We start from the raw sequence: 13,863 nt of genomic DNA on the forward strand, positions 1-13,863 counted from the left end.
AATGACCACTCGACGAACACCGCTCCACCTCGCGCTGCTCACCGCGGCCGGCCTCGCGGCCGCGTGGCTGACGTTCGATCCGCACCTCGCGCACGGCCAGCACACGGGCGGCACGGGGACCGTGTCGATCCAGAACGAGACCGAGCGCCAGCTCTTCTGGAGCCTCATCTGCACCTGCGGATGCCCGCGCGAGACGCTCGGCACCTGCCCGTGCGACATCGCGCACCAGCGACGCACGGCGCTCCGCGAGCTGCTCGCCGAGGGCAAGACGGTCGAGCAGGCGCAGGACGTCTACGTGTCGCAGTACGGGCCGAAGTCGCTCGCCGTGCCGCGCAACCAGGGCGCGAGCCGCGCGCTCTGGGTCGTGCCCATCACGGCGATCGTGGCCGGTGCCGGGCTCGTGTTCGTCGTGCTCAGGCGCTGGCAGCGCCGCGGTCTCGCCGCCGCGACGGCCGCGCCCGCGCGAACGAAGGGCCAGGCCAAGAACGACACGCGTGACGCCTACGACGACAAGCTCGATCAGGAGTTGAAGGAGCTCGACGACGAATGAGGATCGTGATCCCTGTCGGGCTCATCCGCGCCGTGTTCCGGGCCTTCTTCCCGGAGTCCGATCCCAGCTTGGCTCGGCTCGCTCTGTTCGTCGCGGGCCTGATCACGACCCTCGTCATCGCCGCGGGCGTCTTCGTGGATGTCTCCACCGCGATCCTGGTGCTCGCGGGCTGCGTGCTGGTCCTCGTGATCGCGGCGTTCTGGGCGAGCCTGCGCACGCTGCTCGGCGAGACGCCGCTCGCCGGCGCCGACGCCTACGCGATCGGCGCGCCGCCTCGCGCCGAGGAGGAACAGAAGCGCGCCGTCATCCGCGCGCTGAAGGACCTCGAGTTCGAGCGCAGCGTCGGCAAGATCAGCGAGGAGGACTATCGCGCCCTCGTCGCGAAGTACCGCGCCGAGGCGAAGCGCCTGCTTCAAGCGCTCGATGAGAGCGCCGCGCCGGGCCGCGAGCGGGCCGAGGCGCTCGTGCAGCGACGCCTGAAGCAGCTCGGCCTGGTCGACGCCGAGCCCGAAGAGACGAACGAGGACGAGGACGGCGCGACGGACGAGGCAGCGGAGGCCGCGGAGGCTCCCGCGCCGAAGGCCGAGCCGAAGCCGGCGGCGAAGGAAGAGGCCGACGAGGCCCCGCGCAAGTCCAAGAAAAAGAAGAAGGCGAAGAAGCCCGCCCAGGCGAGCGACGAGGCCGCCGCGCAGCGCGCGTGTGACGCGTGCGGCACGGAGAACGACGAGGACGCTTTGTTCTGCAAGAAATGCGGAGCGCGCATGGCCGCGCCCGAGCCCGCGCAGGAGTCCCGCGAGGCGAAGAAGGCCGACGAGGAGGCGGAGGCGTCGTGAGCACGATCCGACGAACCCGTCTTGGGATCCTCGGCGCGGCCCTGACCATCGCTGCTGCCGCGATCTCGCTGCCGCACGTGGCGACCGCCGCGGGTGAGGACAAGCCGGCGGAGCCGAAGAAGGCCGAGGCGGCGGCCCCGAAGAAGCCGGACGCGAAGGCCGAAAAGGAAAAGCCCAGCGCGGACAAACCCGACGCGGGGCCCGGCGACGCGGGCGCGGGGGATGCCGGCAAGACGGCCGGTCCCCTTCCCGAAGGACATCCCGACGTCGGCGAGCTTCCGCCGGGGCATCCGAGCGTCGAGGACGGCGCGGGGATGGATCCCCACGGGCCCGGCGAAGCGCCACACGGGGCGAACCCGCATGGCGACACGCGCCGCGGGAACAGCGGGTTTTTCGAGGCGCCGCCCGACACCGCGGTCGAGGATCAGACGCTGCCGCCGGGCACGATGGTCTTTTCGATCCACGACGCCGACGAGCGCCCGATCCCGAACGCGACCGCGATCATCGGCATCCTCAAGAGCAGCGTGGCGCAAGGCGACAAACGCGAGCGCCGCGAGGTCACGACCGACGCGCAAGGCACGGCGCGGCTCGATGGCCTGCCCGTCGGCGCGGGCACGAGTTACCGCGTGACCACGCAGCGTGGCCTCGGCACGTACGCGACGGAGCCGTTCGCGCTCTCGGACAAGGCCGGCAAGCGCGTCGTTTTGCATGCATACGAAGCGACCGACGACGTGAACAACGCGCTCGTCGGCGCGCAGTCGTTCGTGTTCGTGTCGCTGCGTGAAGGCGTGCTCCAGGTCGAGCAGCTCTTCAACGTCTTCAACATCGGCAAGGTCGCGTGGGTGCCGGGCAAGGGCGACGCGCAGGTCGGTTTGCCCGAGGGATATCAAGCGTTCCGCATCCCCGACAGCATGACCGACGTGCGGTTCGTCGATGAGCCGAAGAAGGGACCGTGGCTCTCGGGCACGATCGCGCCCGGGCGGCACGAGGCCTCGTTCAGCTACCAGATCCCGCTCGAAGGCAAGGACCGACAAACCTTCCACGTCGTGCTCCCGCCACGCGTCGGCGAGGTGCGGATCTTCTCCGAGGCGAACAAGACCATGGGCCTCTCGGTCGCCGGTTTCCCCGAAGCGCAACGCCAGACCGGGCGCGACGGCCGCAAGGTGATGGTGACGATGCGCCAGGCGATACAAGGCGAGCGCGGCATCGGCGGGCTCGACATCACCATCACGGGCCTGCCCGTGCCCGGAAACACGCGCTGGTTCGCGCTGTTCTTCGCGCTCTCGGCAGCCGCGCTCGCGGCGGCGTACACCATCCGCCAGCGCTCGGAGGGCACGGTGCCCGACGAGGCGAAGGACGATCTGCTCGAAGCACGCGAGGCGCTGCTCGGCGAGTTCGTCGCGCTGGAGAAGGCGCACAAGAAGGGCGACATCGGTCCGAAGACGTACGGTCGGCTCAAGGCCGCGCTGCTCGACGCGCTCGCGCGGATCGAGGCGCGGCTCGACGAGGTGAAGGCCGCGCGCGCCGAGCAGCGCAGGCGCGATCGCGGCGAGACGCGACGACCCCGAGGGGAGGCCCGCGGCGAGGGTGGCTCGGCCTGAAGCGCGCGGGGCGAGGCCGGTTGTCCGGACGATCGGCCTCTTCGCCCTTTCGATCGGGCTCGCCGTCGCCGTGGTGCTCGTGGCGCGGGAGCGCGCAGCGCCGCCGGCACGGTGTGCGCCGGGGATGATCGCGCTCGGGGCGCGCTGCTGCGGGGAAGGACAAACCCTCGCGGGTGATCGTTGCGCGGGCAAACCCTCGCGATGCGCGGCAGGGCTCGTCGTGACGGAGGCCGGGTGCGTGGCCACGCCGCGCGCCGTGGGCATCGCGGCCGGCCTCTTGCGGATCGGCCCGAGTGACTGGGAAGCGCAAGGCCAGGTCATGCCGCGCGCCGTGCCGATGGAGGCCTTCGCGCTCGACGCCTACGAGGTCACGGAGGCGCGTTATTCCGCCTGCGTGGCCGCGTCCGCTTGCGCGCCCGTCCCGCTCTCGGGTGAGCCTGGCCGTGCGCTCTCCCGCGTGGGTTTGTCCGAGGCGCGCGCGTTTTGCGCCTGGGCGGGCGGCACGCTCCCCACGCCGGAAGAGCTCGCCTTCGCGGCCGCGGGTCCCAAGGGTCGGCGTTATGCCTGGGGGGACACGGGCGCGGTTTGTCGGCGGGCGGCGTGGGGGCTCGTGCGTGGTCCTTGCGGCGAGGGCGCGACGGGGCCGGAGATCGCGGGCTCGCATCCGGACGGCGCTTCGCCCGAGGGAGCGTACGATCTCGCCGGCAACGTGGCCGAGTGGGCGGCGCCCAAAGCGGGCGAGGCCGAGGGCCCGGCGCTCGCCGAGGCGCGGGGCGGGTCGTTCGGGGACGGCGCGGCGAGCGCGCTTCGGAGCTGGAATCGCCTGGAGATCGCGGCAAGCACGCGCTCGGCCGAGGTGGGCTTCCGGTGTGTGTATCCGTTCGCGGTGGCGGCCGAGGGCTCTGCCCTTCCGCGCTGAATCGTGGCTTTTTCGCCATCGAGCCCCTCGTCAAGGGCGCGTGATGGGATAGAGTGCATGCCCCTAAATGACCGCCGCGATTCTCTCGATCGGTACCGAGCTCACCCGAGGCGAAATCGTCAACACGAACGCGGCGTGGCTCTCCGCGGAGCTGACGGCCGCGGGCTTCACCGTGGATGTGATCGACGCGATCCCCGACGACGTGGACCAGATCGTCGCGGCGCTGCGCACGCTGGCGCAGACGCGCCGGCTGGTCGTCGTGACGGGCGGACTCGGGCCGACCACGGACGACCTCACGGCGGCGGCGGCGGCCAAGGCCGCGGGCGTGTCGCTCGTGCGTGACGAGAGCGCGCTGCTCGCGATTCGGCGGCGCGTGGAGTCGCGCGGCAAGACGATGAACGCGGGCCACGAGAAGCAGGCGGACCTGCCCGCGGGCGCGGACGTCCTGTCGAACAGCGTGGGCTCGGCGCCGGGGTTTTCGATCCCGCTCGGGGACACGCCGCTCTTCTTCCTGCCGGGCGTGCCGCGCGAGATGAAGCGCATGTTCACGGATCAGGTCTTGCCGCGGATCCGGCCGTCGGCGCCGAACAACACGTTCCAGGTGCGCCTGCGGACGTACGGGCTCGGCGAGAGCCTCGTCGGGCAGGCGCTCGCGGGGATCGAGGGCACGCACGCGGGCGTGACGCTCGGCTATCGGGTGCATTTCCCCGAGGTCGACGTGAAGGTGCACGCGCGGGGCGCGAATCGAGAGGTCGCGCGGGACCTTGCGATCCGGGCGTCGACCGAGGTGAAGGCGCGGCTCGGCGACGTGGTGTACGGCGAGGGCGACGAGGCGTTCACCGAGATGGTGGGCCGCGCGGTGCGCAGCCGCGGCTATCGGCTGGCGCTCGCGGAGTCGTGCACGGGCGGGCTCATCGCGCACATGCTGACGCGTTATCCGGCGAGCGATTACCTCGTCGGCGGCGCGGTGGTGTACGCGAACAGCGCGAAGACGCGGCTGCTCGGGGTTTCGGAGGACACGCTGCGCTGGCATGGCGCGGTGTCGGCCGAGGTGGCGGCGGAGATGGCCGAGGGCGTGCGTCGCGTCTGCGAGACGGACGTGGGCGTGTCGGTGACGGGCATCGCGGGCCCGACGGGCGGCACGGCGGAGAAGCCCGTGGGCCTCGTGTACTGGGCCGTCGCGCATCCGGGCGGCACGGTCGTGCGGAGCAAGGTTTTTCAGGGCGAACGCGAGGAGGTGCAGATCGCCGCGGCGTATGCCGTGCTGGATCTGCTCCGCCGGATTGCGCTCGGTTTGCCCGAGCGGGCGCAGTAGCGGCGTTCAGCGCGCGTCCGGGCGTTTGCCCTTTCGCGAGCAGGGGGGCTCCTCTTCGGGCGGGGGCTCTTCCACGTCACTCGGGGAGATACACGGGTGCGCCCCGACAAACGGCAGGGGCTCGATCTGCACGGGCATGAGCCCCTTCGCGCGCATATCCTGATCCAGTTGGTTCCCGAGGATCATCAGGAGCGCGAGGAGGCCCAGCGTGCCTCTGGCGAGCCACGAGAGCGTCGTGATCTGCCCGGAGACCCAGCGCGCCCTCCCGAGCCGCCGACCGACGAGAAAGCCGCGCAAAGCGTGAGCGTGGAGCCTCATGGCGTGCAGGACACCTCATCGCCCGCCGGAGTTCCGCAAGGACGCGCCAAGATGAACATCTCGAAGGGCGAGGCCGTGTATTACGCCGCGAACGGCCGCGGGAGCTGTTCGCTCACGTTCGGCCGCGACGCCGCCGTGCTGTCCGCGCCGAATGCGGTCTACAACCTTCAAATAGATCGCGTTATCGCGGGATCGGCGTCACGGTCCAGGTTTGTCCGTCCGTGCTCGTGTCGATTTCGTCGACCCCGACCGCCACGAAGACGCCGTCCCCCACCGTCACGTCGAGCCGGTTGTGCCGCTCCGCAGCCGTATGCGTGACCGCGAAGTCGCTGCCTCCGACCGATCGATACAATTGATCCCCCGAGCCCGCGACGAGGACATCGTTCGACTCGGCCAAACCATGGCACGGAAAACTGCCGACCTTCGCAGCCCACGTGTCGCCCGTTTCGGACGTGACGACGAAACTCGTCACGGTCGGCTGTTCGTCCGGGCCTTCCGAGGTTATGCCGATGCCCTGGAACTGGCCGGCCGCGAAATGCAGGCAGTGAACCTCCTGCACGTCGACGAGGGGTTTTTCGCTGAAGACCTGCGCGTCCGGCGAGAGGTACACGCCCGGATGGAAGCCCCAGAGGGCGAACTGGCCCGCGCCAAAGGTGATCCCGCTGATGGAGTATCCGTCGGGGATCGCCGCCGCCGGCGTGAAGTTCCGGCCATCCGTCGAGACGAACGTCTGGCCGGCATGGTCGATGATCACGAACAGGCCGCCGCCGAACGCGACATGACGAAGGGGCTCGGTCGTGGGGAGATCGATGCGCGTCCACGCGACGCCGTCGTCCGAGGTGAGCGCGACCGGGATGGACGCGCCCGTCGCGGTGGGATGAGCCGTGCCGCCGACGGCGACGAAGACGCCATTGCCGAACGCGATGTCGTGGAGCTCTTGCCTGGGAAGCGAAGCGTCGTGCCGCGTCCACGAAAGGCCGTCCGCGGAGCTCATGAGCAAGGGCAGGTTGTCGGCGCGCTCGATGTCGTCGTACCCGACGGCCACGAACCGGCCCTCGCCATGCGTCACGGCAACGAGCGTGTGACGCGTTTCGCCCGTTTCGTCCTCGCCGCAGGCGCTCGTCGCGAGCACGGCGGAGAGCAGGAGCGAGATGCACGAGAGCCGATTCGTGGGCGCCATGGGCGCCGATGTTACTTCGCCATCTGCCGGAGCACGTACTGCAGAATGCCGCCGTTCAGGTAGTAATCCGCCTCGTTCGGCGTATCGATGCGAGCCGTCACCGTGAACGTCTTCTTGGTGCCGTCCGCCTTCGTCGCCACGACCTCGAGCTTCTTGAAGGGCGTGACGCCCTCGGCGATGCCCTTGATGTCGAAGGTCTCGCGACCCTCGAGGCCGAGCGTCTGCGCGTCCTCGCCCGCGGCAAACTCGAGCGGGAGCACACCCATGCCGACGAGGTTCGAGCGGTGGATACGCTCGAAGCTCTTCGCAATGACCGCGCGCACGCCGAGCAGCTTCGTGCCCTTCGCCGCCCAATCACGCGAGGAGCCCGTGCCGTACTCGACGCCCGCGAGCACCACGAGCGGCACCTTCTCCTCGGCATACTTCATCGCCGCGTCGTAGATGCTGAGCTTCGTGCCCGCGGGCAGGTGGAGCGTGTTCGGCCCCTCCTCGCCGCCGAGGAGCGCGTTCTTGATGCGAATGTTGGCGAAGGTGCCCCGCATCATGACCTCGTGGTTGCCACGACGCGCGCCGTACGAGTTGAAGTCGGCCGGCTGGACGCCGTGCTCCATGAGGTAACGCGCCGCAGGGCTCGTCTTCGAGATGTTGCCCGCCGGCGAGATGTGGTCCGTCGTGACGCTGTCGCCGAGGAGCGCGAGGACACGCGCGGAAACGATGTCCGTGAGCGGCTGCGGCTGCTTGCCGAGGTTCTCGAAGAACGGCGGCTTGCGGACGTAGGTGGACTTGTCGTCCCAGGAGAAGGTCTTGCCCGCGGGGACATTGAGCTTCTGCCAGGCGACGTCGCCGACGAGAGCATTGTCGTACCGGGTCTTGAACTGCTCGCTCTTCACGGCCGAGCGGATGGTCTCGCGGACCTCTTCCGACGTCGGCCAGATGTCGCGGAGGTAGACGGGCGTGCCGTTGCGATCCTTGCCGATCGGCTCGGAGTACGGGTCCCAGTCCATGTCGCCGCGGAGCGCGTAGGCCACGACAAGGGGCGGCGACATGAGGAAGTTCATGCGCACGCTCGGGTTGATGCGGCCCTCGAAGTTGCGATTGCCGCTGAGCACGCTCGCCGCGACGAGGTCGCCCTTCTTGATCGCGTCGACGATCGTGTCGGGGAGCGCGCCGGAGTTGCCGATGCACGTGGTGCAGCCGTAACCGACGAGGTGGAAGCCGAGCGCCTCGAGGTACGGGAGCAAGCCCGAGGCCTCGTAGTAATCCGCGACGACCTGCGAGCCGGGCGCGCACGAGGTCTTCACCCACGGTTTGACCGAGAGGCCACGCTCGACGGCCTTCTTCGCGAGGATGCCCGCCGCGAGCATGACGGCCGGATTCGAGGTGTTCGTGCAGGAGGTGATCGCCGCGATGACGACCGAGCCGTGGCGGAGGTTGTACGAGGTGTCGCCCTCCTCGACGGTGACGGGCTTGAGCACCTTGTCGCGGACGAGCATGCGCGCCGCGACGGCGTCATCCGTGGGCTTGTCGGCGCTCGGCTCGTCACACCACTTCGCGACGGTGGCCGCGTCGATGTCGCCGAAGCTCTTCTCGATCATCGAGTGCAAGCTGCGGCGATAGCCGGTGCGCGACGCGGCGAGGCGGATGCGATCCTGCGGGCGCTTGGGGCCGGCGATCGAGGGCTCGACGGCGCCGAGGTCGAGCTCGAGCGTGTCGCTGAAGACGGGGTCGGGCATGCCCTCGGTGCGGAAGATGCCCTGCTCCTTGCAGTAGGCCTCGACGAGCGCGACCTGGTCCGCGGAACGGCCCGTGAAGCGCAGGAACGAAAGGGTCTCGCCGTCGATCGGGAAGAAGCCGATCGTGGCGCCGTACTCGGGCGCCATGTTGGCGATGGTGGCGCGATCGGGGAGCGAGAGCGACGCGATGCCCGGGCCGTAGAACTCGACGAACTTGCCGACGACCTTCTTCTTGCGAAGCATCTCGGTGACGGTGAGGACGAGGTCGGTCGCCGTGGCGCCCTCGCGCAGGCTGCCCGTGAGCTTGAAGCCGACGACCTCGGGGACGAGCATGGTGACGGGCTGGCCAAGAAGCGCGGCCTCGGCCTCGATGCCACCGACGCCCCAGCCGACGACGCCGAGGCCGTTGATCATGGTGGTGTGCGAGTCGGTGCCGACGAGGGTGTCGGGAAAGGCGCGGCCCTCGGCGTCGGTCATGACGGCGCGGGCGAGGTACTCGAGGTTGACCTGATGGCAGATGCCGGTGTCCGGCGGGACGACGCGGAAGTTCTCGAAGGCCTGCTGGCCCCAGCGGAGGAAGACGTACCGCTCCTCGTTGCGCTGGTACTCGAGCTCGGCGTTGCGAACGAGCGAGTCGCGGGTGCCGAAGTAGTTGACCTCGACCGAATGGTCGATGACGAGGTCCGCCGGCGAGAGCGGGTTGATGCGGTTGGGATCGCCGCCCATGCCCGCGAACGCCTCGCGCATGGCGGCGAGGTCGACGACGGCAGGGACGCCGGTGAAGTCCTGGAGGAGGACACGCGCGGGGTGGAAGGAGATCTCCTGGGAAGGCGCGGCCTTGGGATCCCAGCGGAGGACGGCCTCGACATGCTCCTTGCGGACGACACGACCGTCCTCGTGACGGAGGAGGTTCTCGAGGAGGATGCGCAGGGAGACCGGGAGGCGCGCGAGCTCGGCATCACTCGCGAGGGCCCGAAGGCGGAAGATCGTGTAGGACTTGCCGGAAACCGAGAGGGTGCTCTTCGCACCGAAGCTGTCTGCCATGGTCGTCACCTTGGGGGGCGGCACAGAGAGTGACAAGGGATCCGGAGGCCGCGCGGCGGAAGGCTTCTCAGGAAAAAGGTCGGAGAGCAAGGGGGGAGCGCAGAAAGGCGCGTGACGGGGGTTTTGCCGGGGCGGAGTGTGCCTGGGGCTGAAGGACGGCCCGGGCGTGCGCCGGGGGCTCGATCCGTTCGGGGTGGGGGCTACCGGCCCATGAAACGCATCAAGAAGGTGATCGGGTCGACCGAGACCTGGAGGCGGAGCTCGTTGTGGCCGGCGCCCGCGACGTTGCTGTAGATCCATTGATGGCCGACCTCGGCCGCGAGGCCGCCATTGTAAAGCATGAGGACGAGGCTCGTCCGGGGGCCGACGGCGAGGCCGCCGGCGACGTCGCCAATGACGAGTTTTTCGAGGATGCCGACCGAGGTCTGGTTCGTCCCGAAGAGCGGGCCGACACCGACGGCGACGAAATGGCCCGGGCCCTGGGTGTCGTAGGCGTAGCCGGCCTCGGTCCAGATGGAGGTATAGGAGGCGACGCCGGCCCGGAAGCCGAGGGCCGCGTCGAGGGCGAAGGCCGGCTGGGCCGAGCTTCCGGGAATGAAATGAAAGCTCGCGCCGGGCGAGACGCGCAGGGTGAGCTGGTGCTTGGGTTTGCGTGAATTGCCGGTGTCGAGGTAGTTCTGCGAGCCGTACGCCGGATAAGGCTGCTGATAGGGGTTCGGCTGCTGGTACGGGTAGGGCTGTTGATAAGGAGCGGGCTGCCCGTACGGGTAGGGTTGTTGATAAGGAGCGGGCTGCCCGTACGGGTAAGGCTGTTGATACGGGTAAGGCTGCGGCGGGTAATACTGCGCCTGGGCGAGGCTCGCGTGGAAGGTCGAGAGGAGAACGGTGCCCACGGCGAGAAGCTGCGTAGAGATGCGCATCATGGCGGGATATCCCGAGGCGAAGGCGTTGGAAAGTGGCTACTTGGCGTGTGCCCCCGCTCTGTGCAAGGGCAAGGCCATCGTAGAAAGGGCTCGGGGCCCGGCGTTTGCCGCGGGACGCGGGGGCCCTGAGAACGGCCGTTTCCAGACGGGCGTGGCCGGATGTCACGGGGCGGGGATACCAGGCGTATGCTAGGGCGCGCAGTAGCCGAACCCCGGGCCGAAGAGGCGCTCCTCTTTGCAATCGAGGCCCGTGGGGCAATCGGCGTCGTCGCGGTCGAGTCGGCAGATCGGGACACGATCGCTGCTACTGCAGGCGTCCGAGCACTCGACGGCGGTGTACTTGGATGCGACCTCGTCCCAGAGGCCGCAGCAGATGCCGCCCACGTGCGCGCAGTCGTCCGGGCCGTCGCACGGGATCGGGAGGGAGATGCAGGCGTTCGCAGGGCTGCACGCGGCCGTGGGGGCGTCGCCCTGCTCGACGCAGCAAACCTCGGAGGGGCCGCAGACGTCGTCGCCGCAGCGGACCTCGGGGCCTTGCGCCGGGCCGCCCGCGTGGCCCGTGGGCGGCTGGTAGTCGCCGAGCCAGCACGCGCTCGCCGCCGAGATGAGGCCCACCACCATCGAAGACAGAAGGATCCTCGTGCGCACCATGCCATGCCAGGATGGCACGGCACGGCGCGATCACGGAAGATCGCAAGGGCGCGCCCCTCACGCTTTCGTGCGCAGCTTGCCCTTCGCCTCGGGCGCGCGCGTGAGCCCGTCGAGCAGGCGCCCGTGCGCGAGGTCCGACGCGGCGCGTATGTCGGTCATGCCGAGCGGGGTGAATGCGCCCGACATCGCCAGCACCGCGAGGCCCTGGTGCATTGCAAAGACGGGGATCACGTAGGAGAGCGCCTCGCCTTCGCCGAAATACCCCGCCGCCTGCGCGTCGGCGATGTAGCGATAGAGCAGGCCGAGGCTGCGCTCGCGGCCGTTCACGTACGCAGGGTCGTTCGGGTCGGTGTCGGCGGAGAACATCGCCTGGAAATACCCGGGGTGGTCGATCGCGAAACGCACGTACGCATGCGCGGCCGCGAGGAAACGCGCGCGGTGGTCGGGGCCCGCCGCCGTGAGCGCGGCGTCGACCGCGTCCGCGAGGCGATGCGCCCCCTCGGCCGCGAGCGCCGTGAGCAGCGCCTGCTTGTCGGCATAATGCCGGTACGGCGCGGCATGCGAGACGCCGATCCGGCGCGCGAGCTCGCGGAGCGTGAACCCCATCGGCCCGCGCTCCTCGATGAGCGCGAGCGCGCCCTCCCGAAGGGCACGAGGCAGGTCCCCATGGTGATACGGGCGAGGCGGGCGTCGAGGCACGGCCCCGAGCCTAGCACGTCCGAGGCGGATGTTGACAGTCGCAACATTCGATGTTGACGGCGGAAACTTTGGCATGTTGTCGTTGTCTACATGGGCATGACCGGCCAAGAACCCCGGTCGCCGGAGGGAACCGTCATGACGAAGGGAACCGAGAACGTGCTCGAAACCAGCCTGCTCGCGTCCGTCGCCCGGGTGCGCCCGGTCGCGGAGGCCCACGCGGACGCGTCGAACGAGGGCGCGACGCTGCATCCGGCCGTGGTCGACGTGATGAAAAAGGAGGGGCTGTTCGCGCTCGCGGCGCCGAAGGAGGTGGGCGGGCAAGGCGCGGACGGGCGGACGCAGCTCGTGGTGTACGAGGCGATGGCGCACGCGGACCCGTCCGCAGGCTGGGCGCTGATGATCGGGGCGATCATGAACGGGATGATGGGCGCTTATCTGCCGGAGGCGGCGACGCGTGAGATCTTTGCCGCGGGAATGACGACGTCGGCCGGGCTGCAGGTGCCGATGGGGAAGGCGCGGCGGGTGCGCGGGGGATTCGAGGTGACGGGGCGGTGGGGATTCGGCAGCGGAATCCGGCACGCGAGCTGGGTGTACACGGCCGCGACGATCGAGGAGCCGGCGCAGGTCGGGCCGCCGTCGTTCGTGCAGGTCGCGGTGCCGGTGTCGCGGGTGACGATCGAGGATACGTGGAACACCGCGTTTTTGCGCGGGAGCGGGAGCAACCATTACCGCATGGAGTCGGTGTTCGTGGAGGAGGCTTTTACGTGCTCGTATCCGGGGGCGGCACGGAAGCGGGGGCAGGCCTATTTCGAGCTGCCGTTCATCGCGCTCGTGGCGCCGGGGCACATCGGCTTCGCGCTTGGCGTGGCGCGGCGGGCGCTCGAAGAGATCACGATCGTCGCGCCGCGCCGGATCAAGGCCTGGAACGGGGAGGCGCTGGCCGCGCAATCGAGCTTCCGGGTGGAGCTCGGCCGAAAGCGCGCGGCCCTCGACGCGGCGCGGGCGCTCGCGCGCGAGGTGATCGAGCTGTCGATGCAAAGGGCCGAGGCGGGCCGGGTGCTATCGCCCGATGATTGGGCGGCCGTGCGCGCGGCGACGACGTATACGACCGAGGTCGCCGCGGACGTGACGTCGTTTGCATTCCGGGCGGGCGGGTCGAGCGCGATTTACGCGGGTACGGTGCTCGATCGGTGCTTCCGGGACATTCACGCGGCCGCGCAACACATCGCCGCGACGGACGACGCCTACGAGTACGCGGCGCGCGTGGGCCTGGGGGAAGCGCCGTTCAATCCGCTGCTTCTGCCGCGGGAGTCAGCCTAAAAACTCGCGCCCAGGCTGATGTATCCGAACGGCAGGACGCCGAAGGCGGTGGGGTCGTCGCCGAAGACGTTGAACCCCGGGCCGATGAGCGCCATCGCGCCGACGCGGAAGTTGAAGCCTGCGCCGTCCACGGGGTGCAAACGATACCCGACCATCGCGCTGCCATACGCGCCCACGCCCGAGCCCGACGCGCTCGAGCCGAAGCTGTTCGAGGCCTGCGCCGTCGCATACGTGACGGAGACGCCGCCGCCGACCTCGAGCGCATGCTTGCCGCTGCGAACGCCGAGGTAGCTGGCCGTGATGGGGAAGGTCAACAGGCTCGCGCTCGCGCTCGACGAAGAGTTGCCCGCCGAGACCGTCGCCCCGATCGAGATGTAGCTGAACCCGACGCGCACGCCGAGGTCGTCGATGACGCGGCGCTCGTAATTGATCGAGTACCAAAGCCCGGCCCCGAGGCCCTCGGCATAGATCGAGTTCGGCGCGGGTTTGTCCTTGAGATCTTCCTTGGGCTCGGCCTTCGCCGGCGCAGCCTGCGCAGGCGCGGCCGCCGGCGCCGCTGCCGCCGCAGCCTGCCCCTCGGGCGCGGGCGGCGGCGTCGCCTCACCCTCCTGCGCGAGCGCGGCGCTCGGGGCGAGGAGGAAAAGGGCGCTTGCCGCAATGCAATAAGAAGCAATCCGGGTCATGGGACCTCCGTGAAGACAAGGGTGAGGCCCCCAAAAGCACATGAAATGGTTCGCTCGGTCAAGCGAAAACAACCGTCCAGCCGCGATAAATGCT

At 69.6% G+C, this 13,863-nt stretch carries 13 protein-coding genes; 6 read left to right on the forward strand and 7 right to left on the reverse strand.

Translation table 11 applies throughout. From position 1 onward, the window contains the following. Position 1: 1 nt before the first annotated feature. From KEG38_RS20875 to KEG38_RS20895, 5 genes are all read left to right on the forward strand, one after another. Positions 2-550 (forward strand): cytochrome c-type biogenesis protein, encoded by a 549-nt coding sequence (locus KEG38_RS20875; protein WP_272421495.1) that lies wholly within the window; start codon positions 2-4, stop codon positions 548-550. Beyond that, positions 547-1,383 carry a zinc ribbon domain-containing protein gene (locus KEG38_RS20880; RefSeq protein WP_272421496.1) on the forward strand — a complete coding sequence of 279 codons (837 nt, stop codon included), beginning with the start codon at positions 547-549 and terminating at the stop codon, positions 1,381-1,383. Before KEG38_RS20875 ends, KEG38_RS20880 begins: the two co-directional genes overlap by 4 nt. Beyond that, the gene (locus KEG38_RS20885) at positions 1,380-2,984 is read left to right on the forward strand and encodes a carboxypeptidase-like regulatory domain-containing protein (RefSeq protein WP_272421497.1); all 1,605 of its coding nucleotides are present in this window, start codon (positions 1,380-1,382) and stop codon (positions 2,982-2,984) included. Before KEG38_RS20880 ends, KEG38_RS20885 begins: the two co-directional genes overlap by 4 nt. Continuing rightward, positions 2,971-3,903 (forward strand): formylglycine-generating enzyme family protein, encoded by a 933-nt coding sequence (locus KEG38_RS20890; protein WP_272421498.1) that lies wholly within the window; start codon positions 2,971-2,973, stop codon positions 3,901-3,903. Before KEG38_RS20885 ends, KEG38_RS20890 begins: the two co-directional genes overlap by 14 nt. Before the next feature lie 67 nt (positions 3,904-3,970). Continuing rightward, positions 3,971-5,218 (forward strand): CinA family nicotinamide mononucleotide deamidase-related protein, encoded by a 1,248-nt coding sequence (locus tag KEG38_RS20895; RefSeq protein ID WP_272421499.1) that lies wholly within the window; start codon positions 3,971-3,973, stop codon positions 5,216-5,218. Between the two features lie 6 nt (positions 5,219-5,224). Here the strand turns inward: KEG38_RS20895 and KEG38_RS20900 are convergent, their stop codons facing one another. From KEG38_RS20900 to KEG38_RS20925, 6 genes are all read right to left on the reverse strand, one after another. Continuing rightward, positions 5,225-5,536, reverse strand: a complete 312-nt coding sequence (locus tag KEG38_RS20900; RefSeq protein ID WP_272421500.1) for a hypothetical protein — start codon at positions 5,534-5,536, stop codon at positions 5,225-5,227. A 181-nt stretch (positions 5,537-5,717) separates the two neighbouring features. Further along, entirely contained in the window at positions 5,718-6,716 is a 999-nt protein-coding gene (locus KEG38_RS20905; RefSeq protein ID WP_272421501.1) for a WD40/YVTN/BNR-like repeat-containing protein, read from the reverse strand. Between the two features lie 11 nt (positions 6,717-6,727). Beyond that, positions 6,728-9,493, reverse strand: a complete 2,766-nt coding sequence (gene acnA, locus KEG38_RS20910) for an aconitate hydratase AcnA (protein WP_272421502.1) — start codon at positions 9,491-9,493, stop codon at positions 6,728-6,730. A 200-nt stretch (positions 9,494-9,693) separates the two neighbouring features. Beyond that, entirely contained in the window at positions 9,694-10,416 is a 723-nt protein-coding gene (locus KEG38_RS20915; protein WP_272421503.1) for a hypothetical protein, read from the reverse strand. A 189-nt stretch (positions 10,417-10,605) separates the two neighbouring features. Further along, positions 10,606-11,037, reverse strand: a complete 432-nt coding sequence (locus tag KEG38_RS20920) for a hypothetical protein (protein WP_272421504.1) — start codon at positions 11,035-11,037, stop codon at positions 10,606-10,608. Between the two features lie 87 nt (positions 11,038-11,124). Then, positions 11,125-11,766: a TetR/AcrR family transcriptional regulator gene (locus KEG38_RS20925; protein ID WP_272421505.1), complete on the reverse strand. Its 642-nt coding sequence runs from the start codon at positions 11,764-11,766 to the stop codon at positions 11,125-11,127. Positions 11,767-11,901: 135 nt separating this feature from the next. Between KEG38_RS20925 and KEG38_RS20930 the strand changes: the two genes are divergently transcribed. Continuing rightward, a complete protein-coding gene (locus KEG38_RS20930) occupies positions 11,902-13,086 on the forward strand; it encodes an acyl-CoA dehydrogenase family protein (protein WP_272421506.1) in 1,185 nt (394 codons plus the stop codon). On the opposite strand, the gene KEG38_RS20935 is transcribed toward KEG38_RS20930, so the two are convergent. Further along, positions 13,083-13,769 carry a hypothetical protein gene (locus KEG38_RS20935; protein WP_272421507.1) on the reverse strand — a complete coding sequence of 229 codons (687 nt, stop codon included), beginning with the start codon at positions 13,767-13,769 and terminating at the stop codon, positions 13,083-13,085. The two genes, KEG38_RS20930 and KEG38_RS20935, sit on opposite strands and share 4 nt — an antisense overlap. Positions 13,770-13,863: the final 94 nt, after the last annotated feature.

It is taken from the genome of Polyangium jinanense, from assembly GCF_028435265.1.
Classification (GTDB): Bacteria; Myxococcota_A; Polyangia; order Polyangiales; family Polyangiaceae; genus Polyangium; species Polyangium jinanense.